This window comes from Opitutaceae bacterium (genome assembly GCA_015075305.1).
Lineage (GTDB): Bacteria > Verrucomicrobiota > Verrucomicrobiia > Opitutales > Opitutaceae > UBA6669.
The window spans coordinates 73,428-94,584 of sequence record JABTUS010000002.1 but is presented as its reverse complement, the minus strand read 5'-3'; the positions used below and the strand labels follow the sequence as shown (position 1 = coordinate 94,584).

General features: G+C 63.5%; 17 protein-coding genes. 11 read left to right on the top strand and 6 right to left on the bottom strand.

The window, feature by feature from the left end; genetic code table 11:
• Window positions 1-18: 18 nt before the first annotated feature.
• The gene (locus tag HS122_04930) at window positions 19-858 is read right to left on the bottom strand and encodes a fumarylacetoacetate hydrolase family protein (GenBank protein MBE7537735.1); all 840 of its coding nucleotides are present in this window, start codon (window positions 856-858) and stop codon (window positions 19-21) included.
• A gap of 222 nt (window positions 859-1,080) precedes the next feature.
• Between HS122_04930 and HS122_04925 the strand changes: the two genes are divergently transcribed.
• Window positions 1,081-1,917, top strand: coding sequence for an SDR family oxidoreductase (locus HS122_04925; GenBank protein ID MBE7537734.1), 837 nt, complete (start codon window positions 1,081-1,083; stop codon window positions 1,915-1,917).
• Window positions 1,918-2,009: 92 nt separating this feature from the next.
• Window positions 2,010-3,188, top strand: coding sequence for a mannonate dehydratase (gene uxuA / locus HS122_04920; protein ID MBE7537733.1), 1,179 nt, complete (start codon window positions 2,010-2,012; stop codon window positions 3,186-3,188).
• Window positions 3,189-3,453: 265 nt separating this feature from the next.
• Here uxuA and HS122_04915 read toward each other — a convergent pair whose 3' ends face one another.
• The 5 genes from HS122_04915 to HS122_04895 all read right to left on the bottom strand — a co-directional run bounded on the left by HS122_04915 (window position 3,454) and on the right by HS122_04895 (window position 8,385).
• The gene (locus tag HS122_04915; protein MBE7537732.1) at window positions 3,454-4,689 is read right to left on the bottom strand and encodes a hypothetical protein; all 1,236 of its coding nucleotides are present in this window, start codon (window positions 4,687-4,689) and stop codon (window positions 3,454-3,456) included.
• A gap of 131 nt (window positions 4,690-4,820) precedes the next feature.
• Window positions 4,821-5,606, bottom strand: coding sequence for an SDR family oxidoreductase (locus HS122_04910; GenBank protein ID MBE7537731.1), 786 nt, complete (start codon window positions 5,604-5,606; stop codon window positions 4,821-4,823).
• A complete protein-coding gene (locus HS122_04905; protein ID MBE7537730.1) occupies window positions 5,599-6,417 on the bottom strand; it encodes an aldolase in 819 nt (272 codons plus the stop codon). The genes HS122_04910 and HS122_04905 overlap by 8 nt, the downstream gene beginning before the upstream one ends.
• Before the next feature lie 5 nt (window positions 6,418-6,422).
• The gene (locus HS122_04900; protein MBE7537729.1) at window positions 6,423-7,382 is read right to left on the bottom strand and encodes a Gfo/Idh/MocA family oxidoreductase; all 960 of its coding nucleotides are present in this window, start codon (window positions 7,380-7,382) and stop codon (window positions 6,423-6,425) included.
• A complete protein-coding gene (locus tag HS122_04895; protein MBE7537728.1) occupies window positions 7,375-8,385 on the bottom strand; it encodes a Gfo/Idh/MocA family oxidoreductase in 1,011 nt (336 codons plus the stop codon). Before HS122_04895 ends, HS122_04900 begins: the two co-directional genes overlap by 8 nt.
• A 392-nt stretch (window positions 8,386-8,777) precedes the next feature.
• Between HS122_04895 and HS122_04890 the strand changes: the two genes are divergently transcribed.
• The 9 genes from HS122_04890 (at window position 8,778) to HS122_04850 (ending at window position 21,154) form a co-directional block, all read left to right on the top strand.
• Entirely contained in the window at window positions 8,778-11,006 is a 2,229-nt protein-coding gene (locus tag HS122_04890) for a TonB-dependent receptor (protein MBE7537727.1), read from the top strand.
• Between the two features lie 167 nt (window positions 11,007-11,173).
• Window positions 11,174-12,661: a hypothetical protein gene (locus HS122_04885; protein MBE7537726.1), complete on the top strand. Its 1,488-nt coding sequence runs from the start codon at window positions 11,174-11,176 to the stop codon at window positions 12,659-12,661.
• 8 nt (window positions 12,662-12,669) lie between these two features.
• On the top strand, window positions 12,670-14,202 hold the full coding sequence (locus HS122_04880; protein MBE7537725.1) for a hypothetical protein: 1,533 nt from the start codon (window positions 12,670-12,672) through the stop codon (window positions 14,200-14,202).
• Window positions 14,199-15,716, top strand: coding sequence for a hypothetical protein (locus tag HS122_04875; protein ID MBE7537724.1), 1,518 nt, complete (start codon window positions 14,199-14,201; stop codon window positions 15,714-15,716). Before HS122_04880 ends, HS122_04875 begins: the two co-directional genes overlap by 4 nt.
• Window positions 15,713-16,546 (top strand): hypothetical protein, encoded by an 834-nt coding sequence (locus HS122_04870; GenBank protein MBE7537723.1) that lies wholly within the window; start codon window positions 15,713-15,715, stop codon window positions 16,544-16,546. The genes HS122_04875 and HS122_04870 overlap by 4 nt, the downstream gene beginning before the upstream one ends.
• A gap of 100 nt (window positions 16,547-16,646) precedes the next feature.
• A complete protein-coding gene (locus HS122_04865) occupies window positions 16,647-17,678 on the top strand; it encodes a hypothetical protein (protein MBE7537722.1) in 1,032 nt (343 codons plus the stop codon).
• A 22-nt stretch (window positions 17,679-17,700) separates the two neighbouring features.
• A complete protein-coding gene (locus tag HS122_04860; protein ID MBE7537721.1) occupies window positions 17,701-18,909 on the top strand; it encodes a mandelate racemase/muconate lactonizing enzyme family protein in 1,209 nt (402 codons plus the stop codon).
• Window positions 18,910-18,918: 9 nt separating this feature from the next.
• A complete protein-coding gene (locus HS122_04855) occupies window positions 18,919-19,920 on the top strand; it encodes a D-2-hydroxyacid dehydrogenase (protein ID MBE7537720.1) in 1,002 nt (333 codons plus the stop codon).
• 19 nt (window positions 19,921-19,939) lie between these two features.
• A complete protein-coding gene (locus HS122_04850; protein ID MBE7537719.1) occupies window positions 19,940-21,154 on the top strand; it encodes a mandelate racemase/muconate lactonizing enzyme family protein in 1,215 nt (404 codons plus the stop codon).
• Window positions 21,155-21,157: the final 3 nt, after the last annotated feature.

The following is a 21,157-nucleotide window of genomic DNA, read 5'->3' as shown; positions in this document are numbered from 1 at the left end:
AAAAAGAAGGAATCGTTCTCAGCCCACGGGATTGATCAGTGTGCCGATGGGCGCGATGGTGATGCGGATCTCATCCTTGGGCTGGAGGGTGAAGTGGTCGCCCGGCACGATGCCGGTTCCGGTCATGAGCAGACAGCCCGAAGGGAAGGCGTTGTCGCGGAAAAGAAACTCGGCGAGCTCGGTGAATGAGCGCTTGATCTGGCTGATGCTCGTCTGGCCCGAGAACGCGGATTCGGCACCGCGGCGGATGTCGATTTCTATCTTCGTTTCCCGCGGCAGCTCGTGCTCCGTGACGAGCAGGCAGGGTCCGATCGCGGCGGAGCGGTCGTAAACCTTCGCCTGCGGAAGATACAGTGGGTTTTCGCCCTCGATGTCGCGCGAGCTCATGTCGTTCCCGACAGTGTAGCCGAAGATCCTGCCTGCGGAATTGAGGGCGAGCGTCAGCTCCGGTTCGGGCACGTTCCACCGCGAGTCGCCGCGTATGCGCACGGGCGTGCCGGGCGCCGCGACGCGATGGGGCGTGGCCTTGAAGAAAAGTTCGGGCCGCACGGCCTGGTAGACCTTGTCGTAGAACGAATCGCCGCCGGCGACCTTCGACTCCTCCATGCGCGCGGTCCGGCTCCGCAGGTAGGTGACTCCGGCGGCCCAGATCTCCTGGTTTCCCAGGGGAGCCAGCAGAGGGGAGCCCGCGGGCAGGGCCGGTACTTTTTCCGCTTTCGCGACAAGCTCCTTTAGCAAGGTGACGGGATTGTCGGCGGTGAACAGCGCATCGAGGTTGAACGATGCACCGAGTTTGCGCGTGTCATTCTCCGTCTGCACGAAGTTGCCATGGGGGGTGCGATAGAGGCGATAGCTCATGAGGGTGGATTGAGTCTGATGGGTGGGAAACGGGAAACGGGAAAGGGTGAAGGAAGAGGATAAACGCCAGCCAAGCAAGAAGACGATCGCACGGGAAATTGGTTCAGAAGCGAATAGTTTCGCGGTCTTTGGCGAGCCATGGAGTGAGTCCGGCGAGGGAAACGTTTAACGCGCCAGAATTCTGGGCTTATCAATTTACGCGAGGATGGTATGACAGGGGCGATGTCCACTTCCTCCCCATCCTCCACCTCTCTCTTCGACATTGCGGGCCGCGTGATCGTTGTCACCGGCGCCACGGGCGTGCTCGCCGGATCCGCGGCGCGTTATCTCGCCGCGCAGGGGGCGAACGTGGTGTTCCTTGGCCGGGACAAGACGCGCCTCGACAAGGCGCTGAGCGACACCCGCGGGCTCCCGGGAAAGACGGCCGGCTTTTCCTGCGATGTGCTGAACCGCGCGGAGCTGGAGAAGGTGCGTGATGAGGTGGTTGCGACGTTCGGTCGGATCGATGCGCTGGTCAATGCGGCGGGAGGCAACCAGCCGGGTGCGGTCATCCTGCCCACGCAGACCTTCCTCGATCTCGATGTCGCCGCCTACCGCCAGGTGCTCGGGCTGAATCTCGACGGCACGGTTCTTCCCTCGCTGGTCTTCGCCAAGGCCTTTGCGTCGCAGAAGGCGGGCAACATCGTCAATTTCTCCTCGATGGCGGCGAGCCAGGCGCTGACCCGCGTGGTGGGGTATTCCAACGCGAAGGCGGCGGTCGACAATTTCACGAAGTGGCTGGCGGTGGAGCTTGCGTCCAAGTTCGGCGGTGGTTTGCGCGTGAACGCGATCGCGCCCGGGTTCTTCATCGCCGACCAGAACCGCCGGCTTCTGCTCAATGAGGACGGCACGCCGACGGCGCGCGGACAGACCGTCCTGGCGAAGACGCCGTTCAAGCGCTTTGGCGAGGCGAGGGAGCTCCATGGCGCGATCCATTTCCTCCTCAGCGACGCCTCCGCCTTTGTCACGGGCACCGTGATTCCCGTCGACGGCGGATTCTCGTGCTTCTCGGGCGTGTAGTGAGCGACTGAATACGCAAGACTCCCGACTTCTTCGGCGAAGGTGCAACAGCCTGCGCTCTCCACATGACGAAAAACCTGATGGCGGAATCGATGCGCTGGTTCGGGCCGGCGGACAGCGTCAGCCTCGAGGAGATCAGGCAGACGGGCGCAACGGCGGTGTTCTCCTCGCTGCACGAGATCCCCTGTGGCGAGGCGTGGAGCGCGGACGCGATCGAGAAGCGCCGGGCGGCGATCGCCGCCGCGGGCCTGGAGTGGCGGGTTGTGGAGTCGCTTCCGGTTCATGAGTCGATCAAGACGCGCACCGGCGGGTATGAGCGTCACATCGAGAACTACACAGCCAGCCTGCGCAGCCTTGGGGCCGCCGGTGTTTCCGTGGTCGTGTACAATTTCATGCCGGTGCTCGACTGGGTGCGCACGGATCTGCATCACCGGTTGCCGGACGGTGCGGAGTCTCTGCTCTACGATCCGGTGAAGTTCGCCGCCTTCGATCTTTTCGCGCTGAGCAGGCCGGGCGCGGAGTCCTCGTTCACCGGCGAGCAGGTCGATAAGGCCAGGGTTTTCTGGGAGGGGCTGAGTGATGCGGACCGGGAGGCGTTCACGCGGCAGACGCTCAATCTTTTTCCCGGCGTGCAGCTCAACCTGGACATCGGGGACCTGCGGGCCCTGCTGGAACCCTACGCGCAGATCGATGCAGCCCGGCTGAGGGAGAATCTGAGACACTTCCTGAATGCGGTGGCTCCGGTCGCCGAGGAGGCCGGGGTGCGGCTGGCGATTCACCCCGACGACCCGCCGTTTTCGGTCCTAGGCCTGCCGCGCATTGTTTCCACCGAGCATGACCTGGCGGAGATCATTGCGATGGATCCGTCACCGGCGCACGGCATCTGCTACTGCTCGGGTTCGCTGGGCGTGCGTGCGGACAATGACCTAGCCGGGATCGTGAAGCGATTTGGTCCGCGCATCCACGCCGTTCACCTGCGCAGCGTCGAGGTGCGGGAGAACGGGGTTTTTATGGAGGCGACCCATCTGGGTGGCGGCGTGGACATGTATGAGATTGTGCGTGCGCTGCTGGAGGAGCAGGCCGTCCGGCAGCGCGAGGGCCGCGCCGACTGGCAGCTGGCTTTCCGGCCGGACCACGGCCATGTGATGCTCGACGATTTCAAGCGCCCGGCCCCGGCGTGCCCCGGATATCCGCTGATCGGGCGCCTCCGCGGGTTGTCCGAACTGCGCGGACTGCAGTTCGGCATCTCACGCGGACTTGTCGATTACTGAAGGGGCGATTGCTGGAGGGGGATGCCAGCAACACTGGAGGGGCACGCTCCGTCGTGACCAGGGAACGCGTGTCGCGAAACAGCGCCGGAAAGGTGTCCACGCGGGGCACAGAGCGAGAGAAGGGTGGCTCGGGCTTCCAGCCCGCAGTCATCTTGAGGATCAATGGGAAGGTGGAATGCAGAAGTCGGAGATCGGAAAGATTTCACGCGGAGCCGCGGAGCACGCGGAGGAAGAGGCAGAGGGAACGACGCGACAGTTTCGCGCGTCAGCGCCGCTTCGCGAAGCTGTCGGCGGCGGGTTTGTAAACCTGGGCGAGCACGCTTTCCCTCCAGCCGCAGGCGTCGGCCTTGACCTGGTCAACACTGCGCGGCTCGCCCATCTTCTCGATCATGACAGGGAGCCACTTGGTGCCGAAGCGGACGTGCTGGGTTTCGTCGGAAATGTCGTAGCTCCATGCCATCGCGCTGACACTGTCATTGTTCTCGATCGAGTCCTTCAGGCCTATGTGTTTGCCCGGAAATGCATCAGCCTCCTGCGTCGTCAGCGCGGCGTAGCGATCGTGGGGCGCGAGCGTCTGGCGGAGTGAGTAGGCCTTGCTCGAAAGTCCGGCCTCAGCCGCGCTTGAGCCGAGCTCACGCAGCTTCTTTTCGCCGAAAAGCGAATGACGGGTCTCGTCCCAGAAGTGCCGGCTGAGATCGAAAAGAAAATCCCACGGCATGTCGGGAGCGTCGAAGAGCGTGGATGCACAGGAGTCTGCTGCCTGCACCTCCTGCAGGAAATTGACGGCGTGATAGCGCTCGCGATGCTTGTAGGTGTTGTCCTGCGGCATGGGATCCGGTCCGAACTCGAGCAGGCGGAATCCCAAGGGAAGCCTTGAGTCCGCGAGCGGCAGCCGCCCGATCCTGCGTCCGGTGCGCAGGGCCGGGACGGCGCGGGCGGTCTGGTGCACGAGCGTGTCACCCAGGCCGGCGCAGAGTGCGGCCACCTCCCGCCGAAAGGAAGCGGTGGGGGACTCGCCGGTCTTTTCCGCGAGAACAGGCAGCGCCGCCTCGGCCCACTGTCGCATGGCCTTCAGCTCTTCGCGATCAGACTCGAGCAGGGGAATGCTGGGAAGGTCGTAGATGTTGTCGTTGCGCTTCAGGTATTCGTCGATTGCAGCGACGAGCGCTGAGGGAACATCGATCATCGCCGTCTGAAACACATCCGCCGTGTTGGGGGCCCCGGCGAGTTTGTCGAGCAGCTCGCGGCCGGCGACGCCCTGGCTCAGGTGCATCTCCGCGAAGGAGACACCCAGTTCGCGGCCGCGGCTGCGCAGGTCCTGCACGCGACGCATCGAGCGGAAAATGAAGACGGGAGCCTCCTTGCGGTGCTCCCAGACCGCGAGGCCCGGAACAAAGCCGGCATGAATGCGCGCGAGCTCCGTCTGGAAATCCGCGAGATTTTTCAGGAAAAGCCCGCGAACGCGCGGACTGACTTCCTTGGCGAGGGTGTCGGGGGTCATGGTTTTGGGTTGTTGGTTTCTTGAACGAAAACGGGGGGCGATTCCACCGGGAGTTGTTTGGGAGAATGTGGTGGCGGCACAGGATTTCATCCTGTGTGGGTGGGAATCGCGGGCTGGAAGCCCGTGCCACGCTATTTTGCGGTGTATCCACCGTCGACGGGCAGGTTTGCACCGGTGATGTAGGTCGATGCATCGCTGAGGAGAAAAACGACCGCGCCGCCGATCTCCTCCGCATGGGCCATGCGCCCGAGCATGGTCTGCGGGGCGTAGCGGGAGAGAAACTCCGGGGCCTGTGGCTTGTCCGGGTTGTAGATTCCGCCGGGGGACACCGCATTCACGCGCACGCCGGATGCCCCATAGTGGGAGGCGAGGTAGCGCGTGAGGTTGATCATGCCGGCCTTGTGGAATAAGTAATCGGGCGGAGGCGCGCCCGAGATGCCGGTGTAGAGATGCGGATTCATGCCCACCATGCCCATCATCGAGGAAATGTTCACGATGCTGCCGCTTTTTCGCGCGGCCATGGCGTCGCCGAACACGCGCACCGTGGAGAAAAAGCCTGTCGCGTTCGTGGCCATGGAGGCCTCCCAGGACGCGAGGCTGTCGTCGTAGCCCTTCATTGCGCGCGTCACCGCATTAAAGACGATGCCGTCGACCCGGCCGTGCGCCCCGAGCACACGGTCGCGCAGGGCCTGAAGGGAGGACTCGGCGGTGATGTCGACCTCCTCGATCGCGACGCTGCGACCCGCGGTGCGCTGGGCCTCGGCGAGCGACTCAAGCGAGGCACGGTTGCGGGAGGCGACAATTGTGGTGGCGTCGGCCGCGGCCAGCGCCTGCACGAGCGCACGTCCGAGCAGGCCCGTGCCGCCGAACTGCACGATCACTTTGCCCCGAAGGGAAAAGGACGGGACTTCAGGCATAGGGGGACGCGGGAGGCTTCAGGGTCGGTGGAAGTGCAGCGATCTGACCGCGCACGTTCTTCAGGCGGTCCTTGATGCCGTTTGCGAGCGTGACAACATCGGCACCGATGCCGATAAGCCGGTAGCCCTCGGCGACGAGTTCGGGAAGCGGAGCAATCAGACCTGCGGTCATCGCGAACTTTCCGTGCTTAACCGCTGCCGCGGCGACGCGTTTCCGTGCGTCGACAACGACCGGATCGTCAAGATGGCCCACGCGCCCGATCCGATGGCTGAAGTCGCCCGGACCGAACAGCAGGGCGTCGAATCCCGGCACGGCGGCGATGTGATCCACCTCGGCGAGCGCCTCGGGGGATTCGATCTGGAGGATCACGATGCGCTCCTCGTTGGACGCCCGAATGTAGTCGTCCATGGAGGTGAGGCAGAAGTTACCGTCGACATTGCCGCCATCGAGGGCCCGTTTCCCGATCGGATGGAAACGCACCCATTCGACGATCTGCCGCGCCTCCTTCTCATTGGCGACATGCGGCACGATGATGCCGGTTGCACCCGCCTCGAGGGGCCGGATGTAGTCGCTGTAGCTCCCGCGGCCGACGCGCACGAGTGTATCCATATCGTGGAGACGCGAGGCGCGGATCTGGTTCTCGAGGGTGATCCAGTCGTTCGGCACATGCTCGTTGTCCAGCCACACGGCGTCGACATCGCTCAGCCCGATGATCTCCATGACACGGGGATCGGACAGGTTGCACTTGAACACGGTCGGCAGCTGGCCGCTTCGAATGAGCCGCAGGACGCGGCTGGGTCTGGGTTTCATGTGTTTCAAAGAAGTTCCTGGATTTCGTCGATCGCGACGCGGCGGGAGTTTTCCGCACGGCTGCGGATGCCTGCGATGATGACGCACATCATCTCGATCGTATGGGCGAATGGATACGCGGATCCCCCTGTGCGGACAAACTCGATCCAGGCGAGGAGCTGGCCGCGAAAGGCGGCGTAGGTGTCGGTGAACCGAAACTGCGAGAGTCCGGCGGTGCCGCAGGCCTGAACCGCTCCGAAGCTTCCCCCGCCATCGTGGATCACCGGCAGGGTCACCTGCACGCCGCTGCTGTGAACCAGGTGGGCGACTTCAAGGCCCGGGCGGCTTTCGAGTCGCACCGATTCAAACCCCGGGCCGAGCACGACGAAAGCGGGTTCGAGAACGTGAATGCCGTAGCGCTCCCAGGTTTTTGCGGTTGCGAGCGACATCCAGCGCAGATCGCCCAGGCTGGCGCGATCTGCGATGAAGCCGGCCAGTTCGGGTGCGTAGCGCAGACCGCTCGAGGAAAGGATGCGTGCGCCCGCGCGTTCCCAGGCGATGAACTGGCGCAGCTCCTCGATCGTTGTCGCCATTGGCTTGTCGACGAACACCGGCAGACCCGCCTCGACAAATGGACGCGCGCGGCGCACGTGGTCGGCACCATCATCGGTTGAGATGAGGACTGCGTCGACCTGGCCGATGACGTCCTCGGGTTGCGCGACAATGTGCGGGATGAGCGAGGCGGCGGCGACCTCCGGCGCCTCCCGCGGATCGTCCGTCCACAGGTGCGTGACCTGCGCGCTTGGGATTCGCACTGTGTCGTGCGGCTGCGCGCCCAGATAGCCCGGTATCGCGGCGTAGGGGCATCGCGCCATGGCGGCGCGGTCGTAGCCATTGATGATGGCCGACCACGAATACGGATGACCATTGCCCGGGATCATGCCGAGCATGGCGAGTCTGATGGGTTGTGCGCCGGTGTCAGGCATGCAGGGAGGCGCAGTCGACGCGATGGCCGGAAGCTGAGGAGGCGAGGGCGGCGAGATTGAAGCGCAGGGTGGCTATTGCCGCCTCGAGGCTGCACAGACGGGAAGGCTTGCCTTCGAGCAGATCGAGGAATGCGTTTGCCTGAAGCATGAAGGGGCCGTCGCGGTCGACGGGAGGAATCTCGTGCCAGGTCCAGTCAGCCGCGCCGCGCGCAAACGTCCCCCACCGGGCCCTGTGCATTTCAATTTTCACGCTCCCGCCAGACGCGTTGAACTGGTAGGTCGTTTCGTTGGGCGCCTGAAACTGGTTGAGCGTGAGGCTGGACAATGCGCCGCCCGCGTGACGCAGGGCGACGTGTACCGTGTCCTCGACCGCGACCCCTGGAAGCGCGAGGTGAGCGGAGTCGCAGAGCACACTGCTCGTCGGGCCCAGCACGCTTTCGACCCAGTTGACCGCGTGGGTGATGGCGTCCTGGATCGCGCCGCCGCCGAGACTATGGTCGCGATAGTAGGTCTGGGCATACGCGGGCCGAAAAAATGGAAAATCCTGGCCGCTGACCGCGGTAGCCTGGAGGATTGGCCCAAATGCGCCGCCACGAAGGAACTCGCGGGCTGCCGCGAGAACGGGATGGCAGTGATACACGTAGGCCACTGTGGCGTGACGTGCGCAACGATCGCGGGCCGCGAGCAGGCCATCGATGCCCGCGAGGGAGTGCGACAGGGGTTTTTCGATCAGGACATGCGCGCCTGCATTCAGGGCGGCGGCTGCCATTTCGACATGGAAGGGTGCCGGCGTGCAGATCACCGCGGCGTCCACCCCCGCGGCGAACGCCTCGCGCCAGTTGTCGTTGGTCGGCACGCCATAAGTCTCAGCCATTCTGGCCAGCAGGGCGGGGTTGGTATCGCATGCGTTCACGCTGGCGCGGTCGGTATTCTTGAAGCAGCGCAGGTGACGTTCACCTATGCTGCCACAGCCGATGATGAGGACAGTGGGGGATTTGCGCATCTTTAACCGCAGTAAGAATGCATTGTATACAAAGAAATTCTTCGAACAGGTCTGATGTCAATAATATTGTCAACGCGACAAAATGCGATTTTTCAAACGAGTTCGGTGCTTTCTGCTTCTTGAACAGGGCGTGGAGTTGAATGCCCGTCATCAGGAAAACCCTTTTCGCCAAGGTGAGCTCATCCCGTACCGTTGTCACCTCTGACGATGTGCTGCTATTTGGGAGCATGGCGGTCCGATTGTGGAGTTGTCCGCGGGCGAGACTGCGAGGGGCTCCCGCAATTTTTCCAACGGCCGGCCCCTTGGTTAAAGGATCAGGATTCACATGCGCTTTTTATTTGACATACGTATACACGCAAATATCCGCACACATGTCCCACTTAGTTACCACCATGAAAAATTCCCTGATTACCACCGCCTATCGGTGTGCACTCGGCGCAATCGCGGCAATAGCCGCTTCTGGCATTGGATCGGCGCAGTCAACAAGACAGTCTGATGTCCCCAAGACGGAAGACGAAACGGTCGAGCTCAGCCCCTTTGTTGTCTCCACGGAGGATGACGGGGGCTATCGTGTCGACAAGACTCTGGTCGGAAGCCGCACGGCAAAGAACGTAATGGATCTTCCCGGTTCTGTATCGATCATCAATCAGCAGGTCATCTCGGATCTAAACGCCGTTGAAGTCCACGAGGTGCTTCAATTCGGCGTGGCGGGCGTCACCCAGAACCAGACTATCAACGATGACGTCAACATCCGGGGATTTCGAACGACCTTCTCGCTGCGCGATGGAGTCACGAAGACCTCCTTCAAGCGCAACCCGATGTTCGACGTCGAGCGCATCGAGGTCATCAAGGGTCCCGGCGCCATGCTCATTGGAAACAACTCGTTTCTCGGAGGCGGCGTCAATTTTGTCACCCGGCAGCCTTCCCACAGGCGATCGAACGATCTTCATGTCACGCTTTCGAACAACAGTTATGTCCGGCTGCAGGCCAACACAACCGGTCCTTTGGTTGACCAGAAGGACTTCAAGCTCGACTATCGCCTGACCCTGGGGCTCCTCAATGCCGATACGGACAGGGAGATCGAGAATGAGGATCAGAAATTTGTCGGGGGCGCCCTCACCGGTTACTTCGGGCCGAACGTCATCGTGATGCTCAACGCCTACTATTTCCAGGACAATGGCTACTTCTACTGGGAGGACTTCCTCGATTTCAACACGATCCAGGGCACGACCAAGAATCCGATGGCGGCAAAGTTGAATCGTTATTCAACCAAGAGCTTCTCGCCGGGTCGCAGCAAGGACAGGTTCTGGGAGAATCAGGATGGCTTCGTGAATCTCACAATGCTCAGCAAGCTGACGGAGAACGCCAACTTTCGACTGGCATACTTTTTCAACAATCTTGTCGATCGCCGGCGCCATGTGCGGGGCATTACCATCACTGCTGACAACCATACCCTGGCGCGTCAGGACATCCCGGTGATGATCGATGGCTTCAGTCACAGCCTGCAGGCTGACTTCACCCACAAATTGACCGCCAAGGCTTTCACACTCGATTCGACGATTGGCGCGGATGCCAACTATCAGTTCACACGCCAGGATCAGTCGGTCAACACCCTGCCGGCGCTCGATACGGCAAACATCAACAACTATCCGGCTGACGACGCCTACTTTGCGCAGAAGGTAGCGGGTGCCGGCCTGCCCAACCTCTCCCAGAACATCAATCGTCCGGAGAGCCTGTCCTACTACTTTCAGGAAAATCTGTCTCTTCTGAAGGATCGTCTCATGCTTGTCGGCGGTCTGCGTTGGTTCATGCCGGGCGGCACGAACAAGAACAATGTCACCGGTGTTGTCACCGATCGTCCGGACAAGACATTCAAGACGCACAAGTACGGCATTGTCATCCGGCCGATTCCCGCGGTTTCCCTCTATTGGACCGACTCGCAGAACATCTTCACGCAGACTGGAAACACGGATCGTTTCCAGGGCAATGACCAGCTCGGTCCTCCTCTCTCCAACCAGGAAGGCAAGATGAAGGAGTATGGAGTCAAGCTGGACCACAAGGTCAGCAAGTCGGTTTCCATCTATGGCTCGATCGCCTACTACGACATGTCGCTCACGCACGTTCGCACATTCGGAGTTCTGCCCGAAGGCAATCCACCGGGTTCCATAGGCGCCATCGAGTCGGCGGCCGACATGGCTGACGGCTGGGAGTACGAGTTTGGATTGCGCCATGCGACCGATTCCGGGGAACTCAATCTCATTGCCACGTATGCCGACGGCAACTCCGCGACCGCCGCGGATCCCACGCTCATGGCGGTGGATTTCGTTCCCAAGAAGGAAAGCCTGATGGTCCGCTATGGATGGAATTCCGGTTTGCTCAAGGGCTGCGCCGTGGGAGCCACATACTTCGACCAGAGCAGGAAGCGCAATGCGAATTTCTGGATAGATTTTCCCGCCACTTACAACGTGTTCGCACGCTACACCTGGGGCAAAAACTGGAGCGCCCAGCTCAATCTCAACAACATCACCGACGAGCGTTACATTGTTGCCATCGCCGCCAACGGTCTCGTCCAGACCGAGCCCGGTTTCGACGCCAAGCTCGCCATTCGTTACACCTGGTAGAATGGCTGGCGGCACAGTTTCGTTTCCCGGGCGGCCCAGGCCCGGGAAGTTGAACGGTCCGCTGCCACACGTTTCCTGATCGTAGGTGGAACCCAGTCTCCGCACGGGTTCCATCTTCTCTGCTCAAGGCCTCATCTGCGGAGCTTCGCTGCTTTTCCGCTGATCTCATGCCACCTGCCACACCCCGTCGGGATTTCCTAAAGACGATGATCGCCGGTGGGCTGGCGGTGCCGCTGGGTGCCTTGGCCGCGGATGCGGCTCGCGCGGCATCAACCCGGCCCGGTGCCGCGCTGGATCACCTGCTGCCCGGCTTCGACCGGCTTTCCGTCGAGGAAAAGGTCCGGCGGGTCGAGCGCCTGACCTTTGCCGCGCGCAAGCATCCCAGCGGGATCATGGTTTGCATGCCTTACGTGGCTGACGAGGGCCTGCGCGTTGTTCGCCAGGAGGACTTCGAGGGCATGGACCAGTTCAGCTTCAACTTCGGTCACAAGTTCAAGGCCATCACGGATTTTTTCACCAACGAGAATTCCATCACGACCTCCGGCTCGCACCTCGCCGCGCAGAGCATCCGCTACCAGGCCACGGGCGAGCCCGAAGCACTGGCGGCCGCGCGGGTCGCGTACCGGGCGCTGCGGATCATCTACCAGTTTGGTGTCGACGCGGGGAATCCGGGCTTCATGGGCAAGCCGTTCCACTTCGAGTACTCGGTCCATACGACCGGCGACCAGTACCTGCACATGATGTGGGGGCTGTGGACATTCCATCCCGTCGCCTCAGCGGAGGAGCAGGCGGAAATCCGCGCCATGTTCATCGCCGTCGCGGACTACCAGATCCGGGTGGACTACACGATTTTCAACCGGACCGGCGGCAGTTGGAACAACCGCCTCGATGGCTCCGACTACAACGCCATCATGGCCGCTCTCGTCGCCGTAGCCTACAGATTTTCCGGAGATCGAAAATACCGCGACGCCTACGAGTTTGTCGTCGCCTCCGGCAACTGGCGGACGCACCGGCGCATCGACTACATTGTCGAGCAGTTCCAAAAGGGCGTCTACAAGCCGAAGGCCTGGGACAGGATTGCCGGCGCCCGTGTCGAGGAGGGCGAGTTCGCGCACTGGGAGCAGATCCAGCACTGCCAGTTCGCCGCGATCTCCGCCGCCATCATCCATGAGTGCGTGCCCGATCTCTTCAGCGCGGCCGAGCTGCGACGCGTGCTCGCGCTGTGGTGGGCCGATCATCCGATGGGCTTCGACACGGAGCGGTGGGACTACCTCTACTGGTTCCTTGTTTCAACCAAGGACCGCTCCTGGCGGCCGGTGGAAATGACTCCGCGTCTGCCGCGCGAGCAGTGGCTTGGCGGCCACCCCATGCTCTCCTTCGCCTCGAAATGGGTGTACGCCGACTGCCTTGCGCGTTTCCAGTGGACCGCGATGCTGGTTGCCCGTCACTGCCCGGAACAGCGCGAGGAAGCAGTGAACTTTGCCGCAACAACACTGAAGAAACTCAGCCCGCGCCACCTGCTCTGGATCTCCGATCCGGACGGCAGGCAAATTCCGCCAGCAGTGAACTACTTCACCCACTTCCTCAGCAGCGAGATGCCCGAGGGCATTATCGCGTCGTATTGGGAAGGTCGCCAGCTCAAGCTCTGGTCCTGATCCCCGCCATGATTTTCGTCGCCGCGCATTCAGGTGTTTCCCGGAGGGACGCGGCTTGGATGGGTCGCTGTCATGGCGCTGTCTTTAAGGGACAGCCAGCCTGCATCCCTGCCTTCGCATCGCGCTTCCGTGCGTTGACCAGTCTGCTGCCGCTCTTCCTGCCACCCCTCGTCGCCGCCGGTCCCTTGGCTGGCCTGCGCCCTGAGACGCCGCTGCCGGAGCGCATCGCGCTCATCGACCGCTTTGTGGACGAGCATTACTACGATCGTGCCGGCCTGATGTACTCGCACATCAAGTGGGACGAGGAGCGGCCCTTTGTTGCGTCCGACTTCGGCCCCGGCGACTCCACCATCGCCGGCCCCGAACCGCATGCGTGGATGAGTCACGAGAACAGCCCGTTCATCGCCGGCCTCTTTCTCGCCGCCCAGTGCTATCGCTACGAGGCCACGCGCGATCCCGCCGCCCTCGCCGCCGCGCGCCGGGCCTTCGGCGCGGTCGACGGTGTTTACCGGCTCAATGAGACGCCATCCGCCGACACCGCTCCCGTCCAGAAGGCCGGCATCATCGAAACGCCCGTGCGCGGTGCGAGCTCCGCCGGCGGTTTCTTCGGCAAACCCTATTACGGCCGCGCCACCGACCATACGAGCACCGAGCAGCACTTCGGTCCGCTTTTCGGCCTTTACCGCTACTGGCGCATTGCTCCGCCGGAGACGCGGGAGCGCATCCGCGAGATCTTCAGCGCCGTGTCGCGACGCTGGCGCGCGGGATACCGGATCAATTACTTCGGCGAGACCTGGAACCTCGAGGAGTCCAACCCGCGCGCGCAGCGCCACATGTTTCTCTGGGCTGTCATGCATCGCCTGGCCTACGAGGTGACCCAGGAGCCGGAATGCCTCGCGGAATTCCGGCGCCTCGACGCGAACTACGGCGCCATCCCGACGCCGCGCGAGACGATGTTAGGTCTTGGGAGGCCGAGCTACATCAGCACGGAAGACCGGCAGTTTCATGTCCAGATCGTGATTGGCGCAGAGATCCTCGCCGAGCTCGAACCCACCGCACAAGACCGCTACGTCCGCGGCTTGCTGGCATGGTGGGAGTATTCCCAGACCGGCCAGCGCGACGACCTGACAGCCTACTATTTCATCACGGTCGACACCCTCACCGGCGCCTGGGAAAAGCTGCCCCTTTCCATCAAGGACCGTGCAACCTGGCGCTCGCCGTTCCTGCTGCACAATGCCACGCTCCCGATCGCCTGGGTCGGCATCCGCGAACGCCAGAGTCTGACCGGAAGCATCGTTGCCCGCCACGCCCCTCCTGACGTAGCCGCGGCGGCCCGCGTGCGGGTCGCGCGGATTTTCAACGGCCTCTCCAAGGAACACTTGAAGTGGTTCATGGACCCGGAAGGTGTCATGCCGCCGCCGACGCGCTGGATGCTCAATGTCCTCCAGGGTGACGCACTGGCCTTCTACTCCCTCGGCTTCTGGTACGCCCGCGCCCACGGCATCGATCCCGCCGCCCCGTATTCATCCACGAAATCATGAACCTGCTCCGTCACGCCCTGTCACTGCTCGCTGTTGCGAGTGCAATCGCCAGCCTCACCGCCGAACCGCTCCGCATCGGCAATCGCCTCGAGCTGTTTGTCGACCGGTTTCTGATAGACCGTCTTGATGGCGCGGAATTGAAACTCCACCACCCGCACTACGCGGGCGTTGCGGTTCCGTTCAACGATCCCTGGGATCGGGATGCCTCGGGTTACGCGACAATCATCCACGACAACGGGATCCACCGGATGTACTATCGCGGAGGACCGCGCGATGCGAGCGCCGGAAAGTCGGAGGAATCGACCTCCTATTTCTGTTATGCCGAAAGCCGGGATGGCATCGTCTGGACCAAGCCGAAGCTGGGCCTGGTCGAGTTTCAGGGCTCGAAGGAAAACAACATTCTGCTCGCGCCGGCTCCAAGAGAGGATCCTTGGACGCAGAGCATCAGTCCGTTTTTGGACACCCGTCCCGGCGTCCCCGCCGACGAACGCTACAAGGCCATCAGCGGGCAGTCACCGCAGGGGCTCTATGTGCTCGTGTCGCCCGATGGACTCCAGTGGCGCAAGTGGCGCGACCAGCCGGTCTTCAAGGACGGCGCCTTCGATTCGCTGAACGTTGGTTTCTGGTCGGAGGTCGAGCAGTGCTACGTGCTCTATTTCCGCGTGTTCACGGGCTGGACCGACTACGCGCAGAAATTCCGGGTCGACGGATTCCGCAGCATCGCGCGCACGACGTCGAAGGATCTCGTCAACTGGACTCCGGGCCTGCGCATGACCTTCGGCGACACGCCGCTCGAGGAGCTCTACACCAACCACACGCGCCCGTACTTCCGCGCGCCGCACATCTATCTCGCGACACCGATGCGCCTCGTGCACGACCGCCGTTTCCTCACCGACGCGGAAATGGACGAACAGAAGCTGGGCAAGGGCTTCCGCGCGATCACCGGCCACAACCACAATATTCCGAACGAGGTTTCCGATACGGTCTTCATGACCACGCGCGGCGGCACCCGCTACGATCGCACCTTCATGGAGGCCTTCGTCCGGCCGGGACTCGACAAGGGCAACTGGGTTTCGCGCAACGGAGTTCCCGCGACGGGACTTGTGCAGACCGGGCCGAATGAATTGTCGATTTACGTCGGACAAAACTACGTTCAACCCACGGCCCACCTCGGCCGCTACACGCTGCGCCTGGACGGTTTCGCTTCCGTCTCCGCCGGTTATGCGGGAGGCGAAATGCTGACCAAGCCATTCGTCGTCGAAGGGGCGCGCCTCGCGCTCAACTACTCGACCTCCGCCGCCGGTGGCCTGCGGGTTGAGATCCAGACGCCTGACGGCGAAGCCATCCCGGGCTACACGCTTCAGGAATGTCCGGTCATGGTCGGCGATTCGGTCGATCGCACCGTATCGTGGGCGGCCACTTCGGACCTGACACCGCTTCGCGGCCAGACTGTCCGCCTGAAGTTCATTCTCAAGGACGCCGACGTTTTTGCGCTTCGTCTCCCTGGCCGATGAAATCCGCGTCTCCGGATCGCCCGCTCTGGCTCTTCGCATCGGCCTGGTCGCTTCGCCAGTATCCGACTGCGCGGCGCGAGTGGTCCTGGGCGAGGAAGTTCGCCACCATGCGCACGGCGGGCTTTGAAGGGATTTTTTCCCCGCCGCGCCCCGAGGTCGCCGATCGTGGCACGCTGCGCTATCTTGCCGTAACCAGCATTGACGCCCCGGGGAAGGTTGCGCCCGCTTTCACCGGAGCCCTTGAACTCGGTGCTCTCGCGATCGACGTGCAGCTTGGCGACTTCGACACACCCCTTGCCGAGGCGGTGAAACTGGCTGTCCGCATCCGCGACGTGGCGCGCGAGCTGGCTCTGCCGTTCGCGATCGAGACACACCGCGATACGTTCACCGAGACGCCCGAGGCCACGCTGGCGCTATGCCGCGAGTTCGAGCGCGCGACGGGCGAGCCGCTGCCGCTGTGCCTGGATCAATCGCACTTCGCCGTCGTGCGCCACTTGCGCGAGGATCAGCTCTGGGAGCGGCTGCGCGACCCAACGGCGCTGCTGGCTGCCGCGACACAGTTTCACCTGCGCCCGTTCAATGGACATCATTGCCAGCTCCCCGCGCTTGATTCCCGGGGTCGACGGACCCCCGAATATCGACACTGGCTCGCCTACACGCGGTCGCTGCTCGGCCACTTGCGCCAGGCGTCGGGCGATTTCCCCGTGCTCGTCGTGCCTGAGCTCGGCCACGCTGCGCCCGCCTATCGCCTGAGCTGCTTCGGCGACACATGGCGGGACGCGTGCACCGTCGCACGCGATCTTCGCCTCCAGTGGCGCGAAGGCGCATAGCGTTTTTGCACCCATGAGTTCATTTTCCATCGAATCATGCCCGGCTCGGAACGGGATCCGCATGATCCGTGCTTTGGTCGTCACACTTTTCATTTCCACTATGTCTGCTTCATCCGCATCCGTCCCGCTCCACGGCTGGAAACTGCTCGCACCCATCCCGGATCCCATTGGTTACGCAGGCATGGCCGCCGGCGTGATCGATGGCCGCCTCGTCGCCACTGGCGGCACCCAGTGGAGTCAGCCGGTCTGGCTCAAGGGCACGCGCAAGTTCAACGACGAGATCTTCGTCCTCGACGCACTGGATGGCAAATGGCGCACGGCCAGGGCGCGCCTGCCCGAGCCTTGCGGCCATTTCGCTGCCGCCGCGACGTCCGACGCGATCTACCTTGCCGGAGGCACCGATCCCAAGGGCTGCCGCACCGCCGCCTACGCGCTGCATCCCTCGGGCGGCGACTACGCCTTCCGCCGCCTGCCCGACCTGCCCAAGCCGGTTGGTTACGCAGCCGGTGCGATTGCGGATGGACGCTTCTATGTCGTCGCCGGCGTGCCCGATCCGTCATCCACTGCGCCGAGCCGCGAGGTCTGGTCGCTCGATCTTGCAACACCCGACACAGGATGGACCCGTGAGGCCGACCTTCCCGGACCCGGACTGCTCGTGCCGGCCGCGGGTTCGGAGGGCGGGGCTGTGTATGTCTTTGGAGGCATGGCCTTCGATGCGGGGAAACCGAAGCCGTCGACCGCGGCGTACCGACTCGCACAATCCGGCGGCCCCTGGGAACAGCTTCCCGACATTCCCGAACCGCGCGTGGGCATCAACACGCCCTGTCCCGTTCTTCCCGACGGCAGCCTTTGGCTGATCGGCGGCTACGCGAATGTCTGGGCAGGCGCGCAGCGCGAGCACCCGGGCTTCAGCCCCGCCACGCTCCGGTACCATCCTGCCACCCGGACATGGACAGCGGGACCGGTGCTGCCGAACGTCGGCGCCGCCGATCGCGACGCCTCCGGCGATCCCGGCCCCGTGCCGCCCATCGGAGCCCCGGTTGCCGTCTGGCGAAACCATGTGGTCGTCGTTGGTGGGGAGGTGCGCATCTCGACGCGCACCCCGGCCGTCATCGCGTGGCCGCTGCAATGAACGCGTTCGATTTCATCCTACCGTGAAAATCACCAAGGTCACCACGCACCTGCTCACAACGCGCTGGACCGACGATCCGTTTTTCCCGAACGCGCTCCATTCCACCGCGATCTTCCGGATCGAGACCGACACCGGGCTCGACGGCCTCGGCGAAGCCACCTGGGGCTACTTCGCTCCGGATGCGGTCCCTGCCTTGGTCGACTATTTCCGGCCGGTGCTGCTCGGCCGCGATCCGCTCGACCTCACCGCGGTCACACGCGCGATGCTCAATGACTCCGTCTGGTGGGCCCGCTCCGGCGCCGGCAGGAGCGTCATCTCCGGCCTTGAGCTCGCGCTGTGGGACCTCAAGGGCAAGGCTCTCGGCGTCCCCGTTTATCAGCTTCTCGGTGGCAAGGTCCGCGATGCGATTCCGGTTTATGCCTCGGGAGGTCCGTCGCTCTGGCCCATGGACCAAACCGTCCGCAAGATCGAACATTACGCGGGGCTCGGCTACCGCGCGGTGAAACTCTCAACCGGTTTCTACGAGTGGCCGGCGTCATCCCAGCCTGGCCACCAGACGCGCATGAAGCCCGTGCCGTTCCAGCACGCGCAGAAGCTCGACCGGCTCACCGAGCTGTTCACGCGTCTGCGGCGCGAGTTCGGCGCCGACATCGACCTCGCGATCGACGGCCACCAGGGCGGTGTGCCGAATCCCATCCCGGTCAGCGAGGCCGTCGCCATCGCCGAGGCGCTCGCACCGTACCGCCTGCGCTTCTACGAGGAGCCGCTGGCTTACACGAACATCGACGGCTACGTCGAACTGCGCAACCGCTCGCAGATCCCGATCGCCGGCGGCGAGAGCCTCTGCGGCCTCGACCAGTTCCACGACTTGATCGCTCGCGGCTGCGTGCATGTCATCCAGCCGGACATCGGCTTCGTCGGCGGTCTGCAGGAAACCGTCCGTGTCGTCCATCACGCCGAGGCATCGAATCTTTCAACCGCCATCCACACCGGCGCGTCCATGGGTCCGTCCCTCGCAGCGTCCTGGCATCTCGCAGCCGCGTCGCATTCAGTCGACTGGCTCGAGCACGTCCAGGCTGCCTCTACGATCCAGCGGGCAATCATGATGGATCCGTTTGGCGTGAACGAGGGCAGGGTCGGCCTCCCAACCTCGCCTGGCCTTGGAGTCAGCCTTACGACCGAAACATTGGAGCGATTCCGCTTTGTTCCCAGCTCGGGCGAACGCACCTGATTTTCCGCGATGAAATTCCTCTTCAACTCACCCTATGTTCTGGAGCAGACGGACGCCGAGGCGCTGCGCGCCGCCGTCGCTGGCGTCGAGATTGCCACCGTGCCTTACACGTCCGAACCGGACAAGCTCGACGGCGCCGACGTCGACGTGCTCATAACTGAGCAGGTCCCGCGCAATCTCGTTGCCTGGCCGAAGCTCCGCTGGGTCCAGCTCATGTCGGCTGGCGCCAATCAGATCATCGGCCACCCGGTCGGCGGGACTCGCATCCCCGTCACCACAGCAAGCGGCTGCCACGGTGTGCCCATTGCGCAGTACATCACCTGCAGTGCACTCATGCTCGCGCACCGCATGCCGCAGTTGTTCGAGTTCAAGCCCAGTAGGAAGTGGCCGAACCGCATCGCCCTGGCCGCTTTCACCCTCCGCGATCGCACGGCCGGCTTCGTCGGCTACGGCAGCATCGGTCGCGAGAGCGCGCGTCAGCTTGCGGCCCTGGGCATGCGCATCCTGTGCTGCAAGCACAACCCGGCCATTCACGAGGACACCGGCTTCAACGCGTGGCCAGGCACTGGCGACCCGCACGGCGAACTGCCCGCGGCATGGTACGGCCCTGGTCAGCTTGGAGAAATGCTTCCAAAGTGCGATCTCATCGTCGTCACCGTCCCGAGCACGCCAACGACTGGGAGCCTGATCGGCGCGCGCGAACTTGCGCTGCTCATGCCTTCGGCTCACCTAGTGCACGTCTCCCGCGGCGGCGTGGTCGATGAAACCGCACTGGCCGAAGCCCTGCGCGGTGGCCGCCTCGCGGGTGCGGTGGTCGACTGCTACGTGCGCGAACCGACACCGTCCGACCACCCGTTCTTCGATGTTCCAAACCTGGTCATGACCCCGCACATGTCGGGCGTGTACGATGCGTTTTTCCCGGCCTTCAACCGGCTTCTCCGTGAGAACGCCATGCGCTACGCCACCGGCCGCCCGCTCCTCAACACCGTCAACACCGCCGCCGGTTACTGAGCTGCGGAGCCCTCGCCCGATGAAGATCACTGACGTGCGCACGACGCTTCTCACGGGTCCCTGCACGAATGACCCCTTTCTCCGCGAGGCCCGCAAACGTCGCAGCGCCGCATTCATAGAGGTGTTCACCGACGGCCCGCACACGGGGCTCGGCGAGACTTATGCGGGTTACTTCTGCCCGGAGGTCGTGCCGGCCATCGTCGATCTGTTCAAGCCCGTTGTCATCGGCCGGAATGTCGACGACATCCCCGAGCTCTGGCGGCGCATGTACCAAAGCCAGAACTTCTGGTGTCGCGTCGGTCTCGGAGCGATCGTTCTCAACGGCGTCGAGGCCGCGCTCTGGGACCTAAAGGGCAAGCTTCTCGACCAGCCCGTCCACGCGCTCCTCGGCGGCGCGAAGTTCACGCGGCTTCCCGCTTACGCCACGGGCGGCCCAAGCAATTACCCGAAGGACAAGCTCGCTAGAAAAATGGACCACTACTTCTCGCTCGGCTTCCGCGGCGTCAAGGTCGGTGCAGGCAGCTTCACCGCGGGCGAGGGCTGGTACATGCCGATGGAGTCGAAGGAGGCCGCCGACTTCGAGGCCGACAAGGCCGCCTTCATGCGCCGTCACGCCGGGCCGGATGCGTGGCTCATGATGGACGCCCACATGGGCAACAACCCCGTCGCGACCTGGAACGTCGAGACCGCCATCGCCGTCGCCCGCGCTCTCGAGCCCTTCAACCTCGTCTTCCTCGAGGAGCCTCTCCACTACACGGATCCCTGGGGCTACGCCGAGCTGTGCAAGGCCACCAGCACACCCATTGCCGGCGGCGAATGTCTCACCGCGGCGTACGAGTGGCGCGTGTTTGCCAGCCACGACTCGTTTGACATCGGCCAGCCCGATGCGTCGTTCACCGGCGGACTGAACGAGTTCCTGGTTGTGGCGAAAATGATGGCCGATCGCGGCCGCCAGATTGCCACGCACGCCTGGGGCGCGGGCGGCTCGCTCATGCAGAACGTGCATGCCGGCTTCGCTGCACCGAACACGCGCATCCTCGAGATCGCACCCGACTACGCCGGGCTCCACTCCGAGGTGATCGATGGGGGACTCGTCATCAAGGACGGCTACGTGCTCCCGCCCGACCGTCCCGGCCTTGGCATCGTTCTCACGGACGAAACGCGCCGCCGGTATCCGTTCCAGCCTGGCAGCGGCGAGTTCAACAGCGTGCCCGGTCACGTTTTGAAGGACTGAGCC

Excerpts from the sequence above, each read along its gene's own strand:
- HS122_04930 (MBE7537735.1), bottom strand. The coding sequence starts at position 858 with ATGAGCTATCGCCTCTATCGCACCCCCCATGGCAACTTCGTGCAGACG.
- HS122_04925 (MBE7537734.1), top strand. The coding sequence starts at position 1,081 with ATGTCCACTTCCTCCCCATCCTCCACCTCTCTCTTCGACATTGCGGGC.
- uxuA (MBE7537733.1), top strand. The coding sequence starts at position 2,010 with ATGCGCTGGTTCGGGCCGGCGGACAGCGTCAGCCTCGAGGAGATCAGG.
- HS122_04915 (MBE7537732.1), bottom strand. The coding sequence starts at position 4,689 with ATGACCCCCGACACCCTCGCCAAGGAAGTCAGTCCGCGCGTTCGCGGG.
- HS122_04910 (MBE7537731.1), bottom strand. The coding sequence starts at position 5,606 with ATGCCTGAAGTCCCGTCCTTTTCCCTTCGGGGCAAAGTGATCGTGCAG.
- HS122_04905 (MBE7537730.1), bottom strand. The coding sequence starts at position 6,417 with ATGAAACCCAGACCCAGCCGCGTCCTGCGGCTCATTCGAAGCGGCCAG.
- HS122_04900 (MBE7537729.1), bottom strand. The coding sequence starts at position 7,382 with ATGCCTGACACCGGCGCACAACCCATCAGACTCGCCATGCTCGGCATG.
- HS122_04895 (MBE7537728.1), bottom strand. The coding sequence starts at position 8,385 with ATGCGCAAATCCCCCACTGTCCTCATCATCGGCTGTGGCAGCATAGGT.
- HS122_04890 (MBE7537727.1), top strand. The coding sequence starts at position 8,778 with ATGAAAAATTCCCTGATTACCACCGCCTATCGGTGTGCACTCGGCGCA.
- HS122_04885 (MBE7537726.1), top strand. The coding sequence starts at position 11,174 with ATGCCACCTGCCACACCCCGTCGGGATTTCCTAAAGACGATGATCGCC.
- HS122_04880 (MBE7537725.1), top strand. The coding sequence starts at position 12,670 with ATGATTTTCGTCGCCGCGCATTCAGGTGTTTCCCGGAGGGACGCGGCT.
- HS122_04875 (MBE7537724.1), top strand. The coding sequence starts at position 14,199 with ATGAACCTGCTCCGTCACGCCCTGTCACTGCTCGCTGTTGCGAGTGCA.
- HS122_04870 (MBE7537723.1), top strand. The coding sequence starts at position 15,713 with ATGAAATCCGCGTCTCCGGATCGCCCGCTCTGGCTCTTCGCATCGGCC.
- HS122_04865 (MBE7537722.1), top strand. The coding sequence starts at position 16,647 with ATGTCTGCTTCATCCGCATCCGTCCCGCTCCACGGCTGGAAACTGCTC.
- HS122_04855 (MBE7537720.1), top strand. The coding sequence starts at position 18,919 with ATGAAATTCCTCTTCAACTCACCCTATGTTCTGGAGCAGACGGACGCC.
- HS122_04850 (MBE7537719.1), top strand. The coding sequence starts at position 19,940 with ATGAAGATCACTGACGTGCGCACGACGCTTCTCACGGGTCCCTGCACG.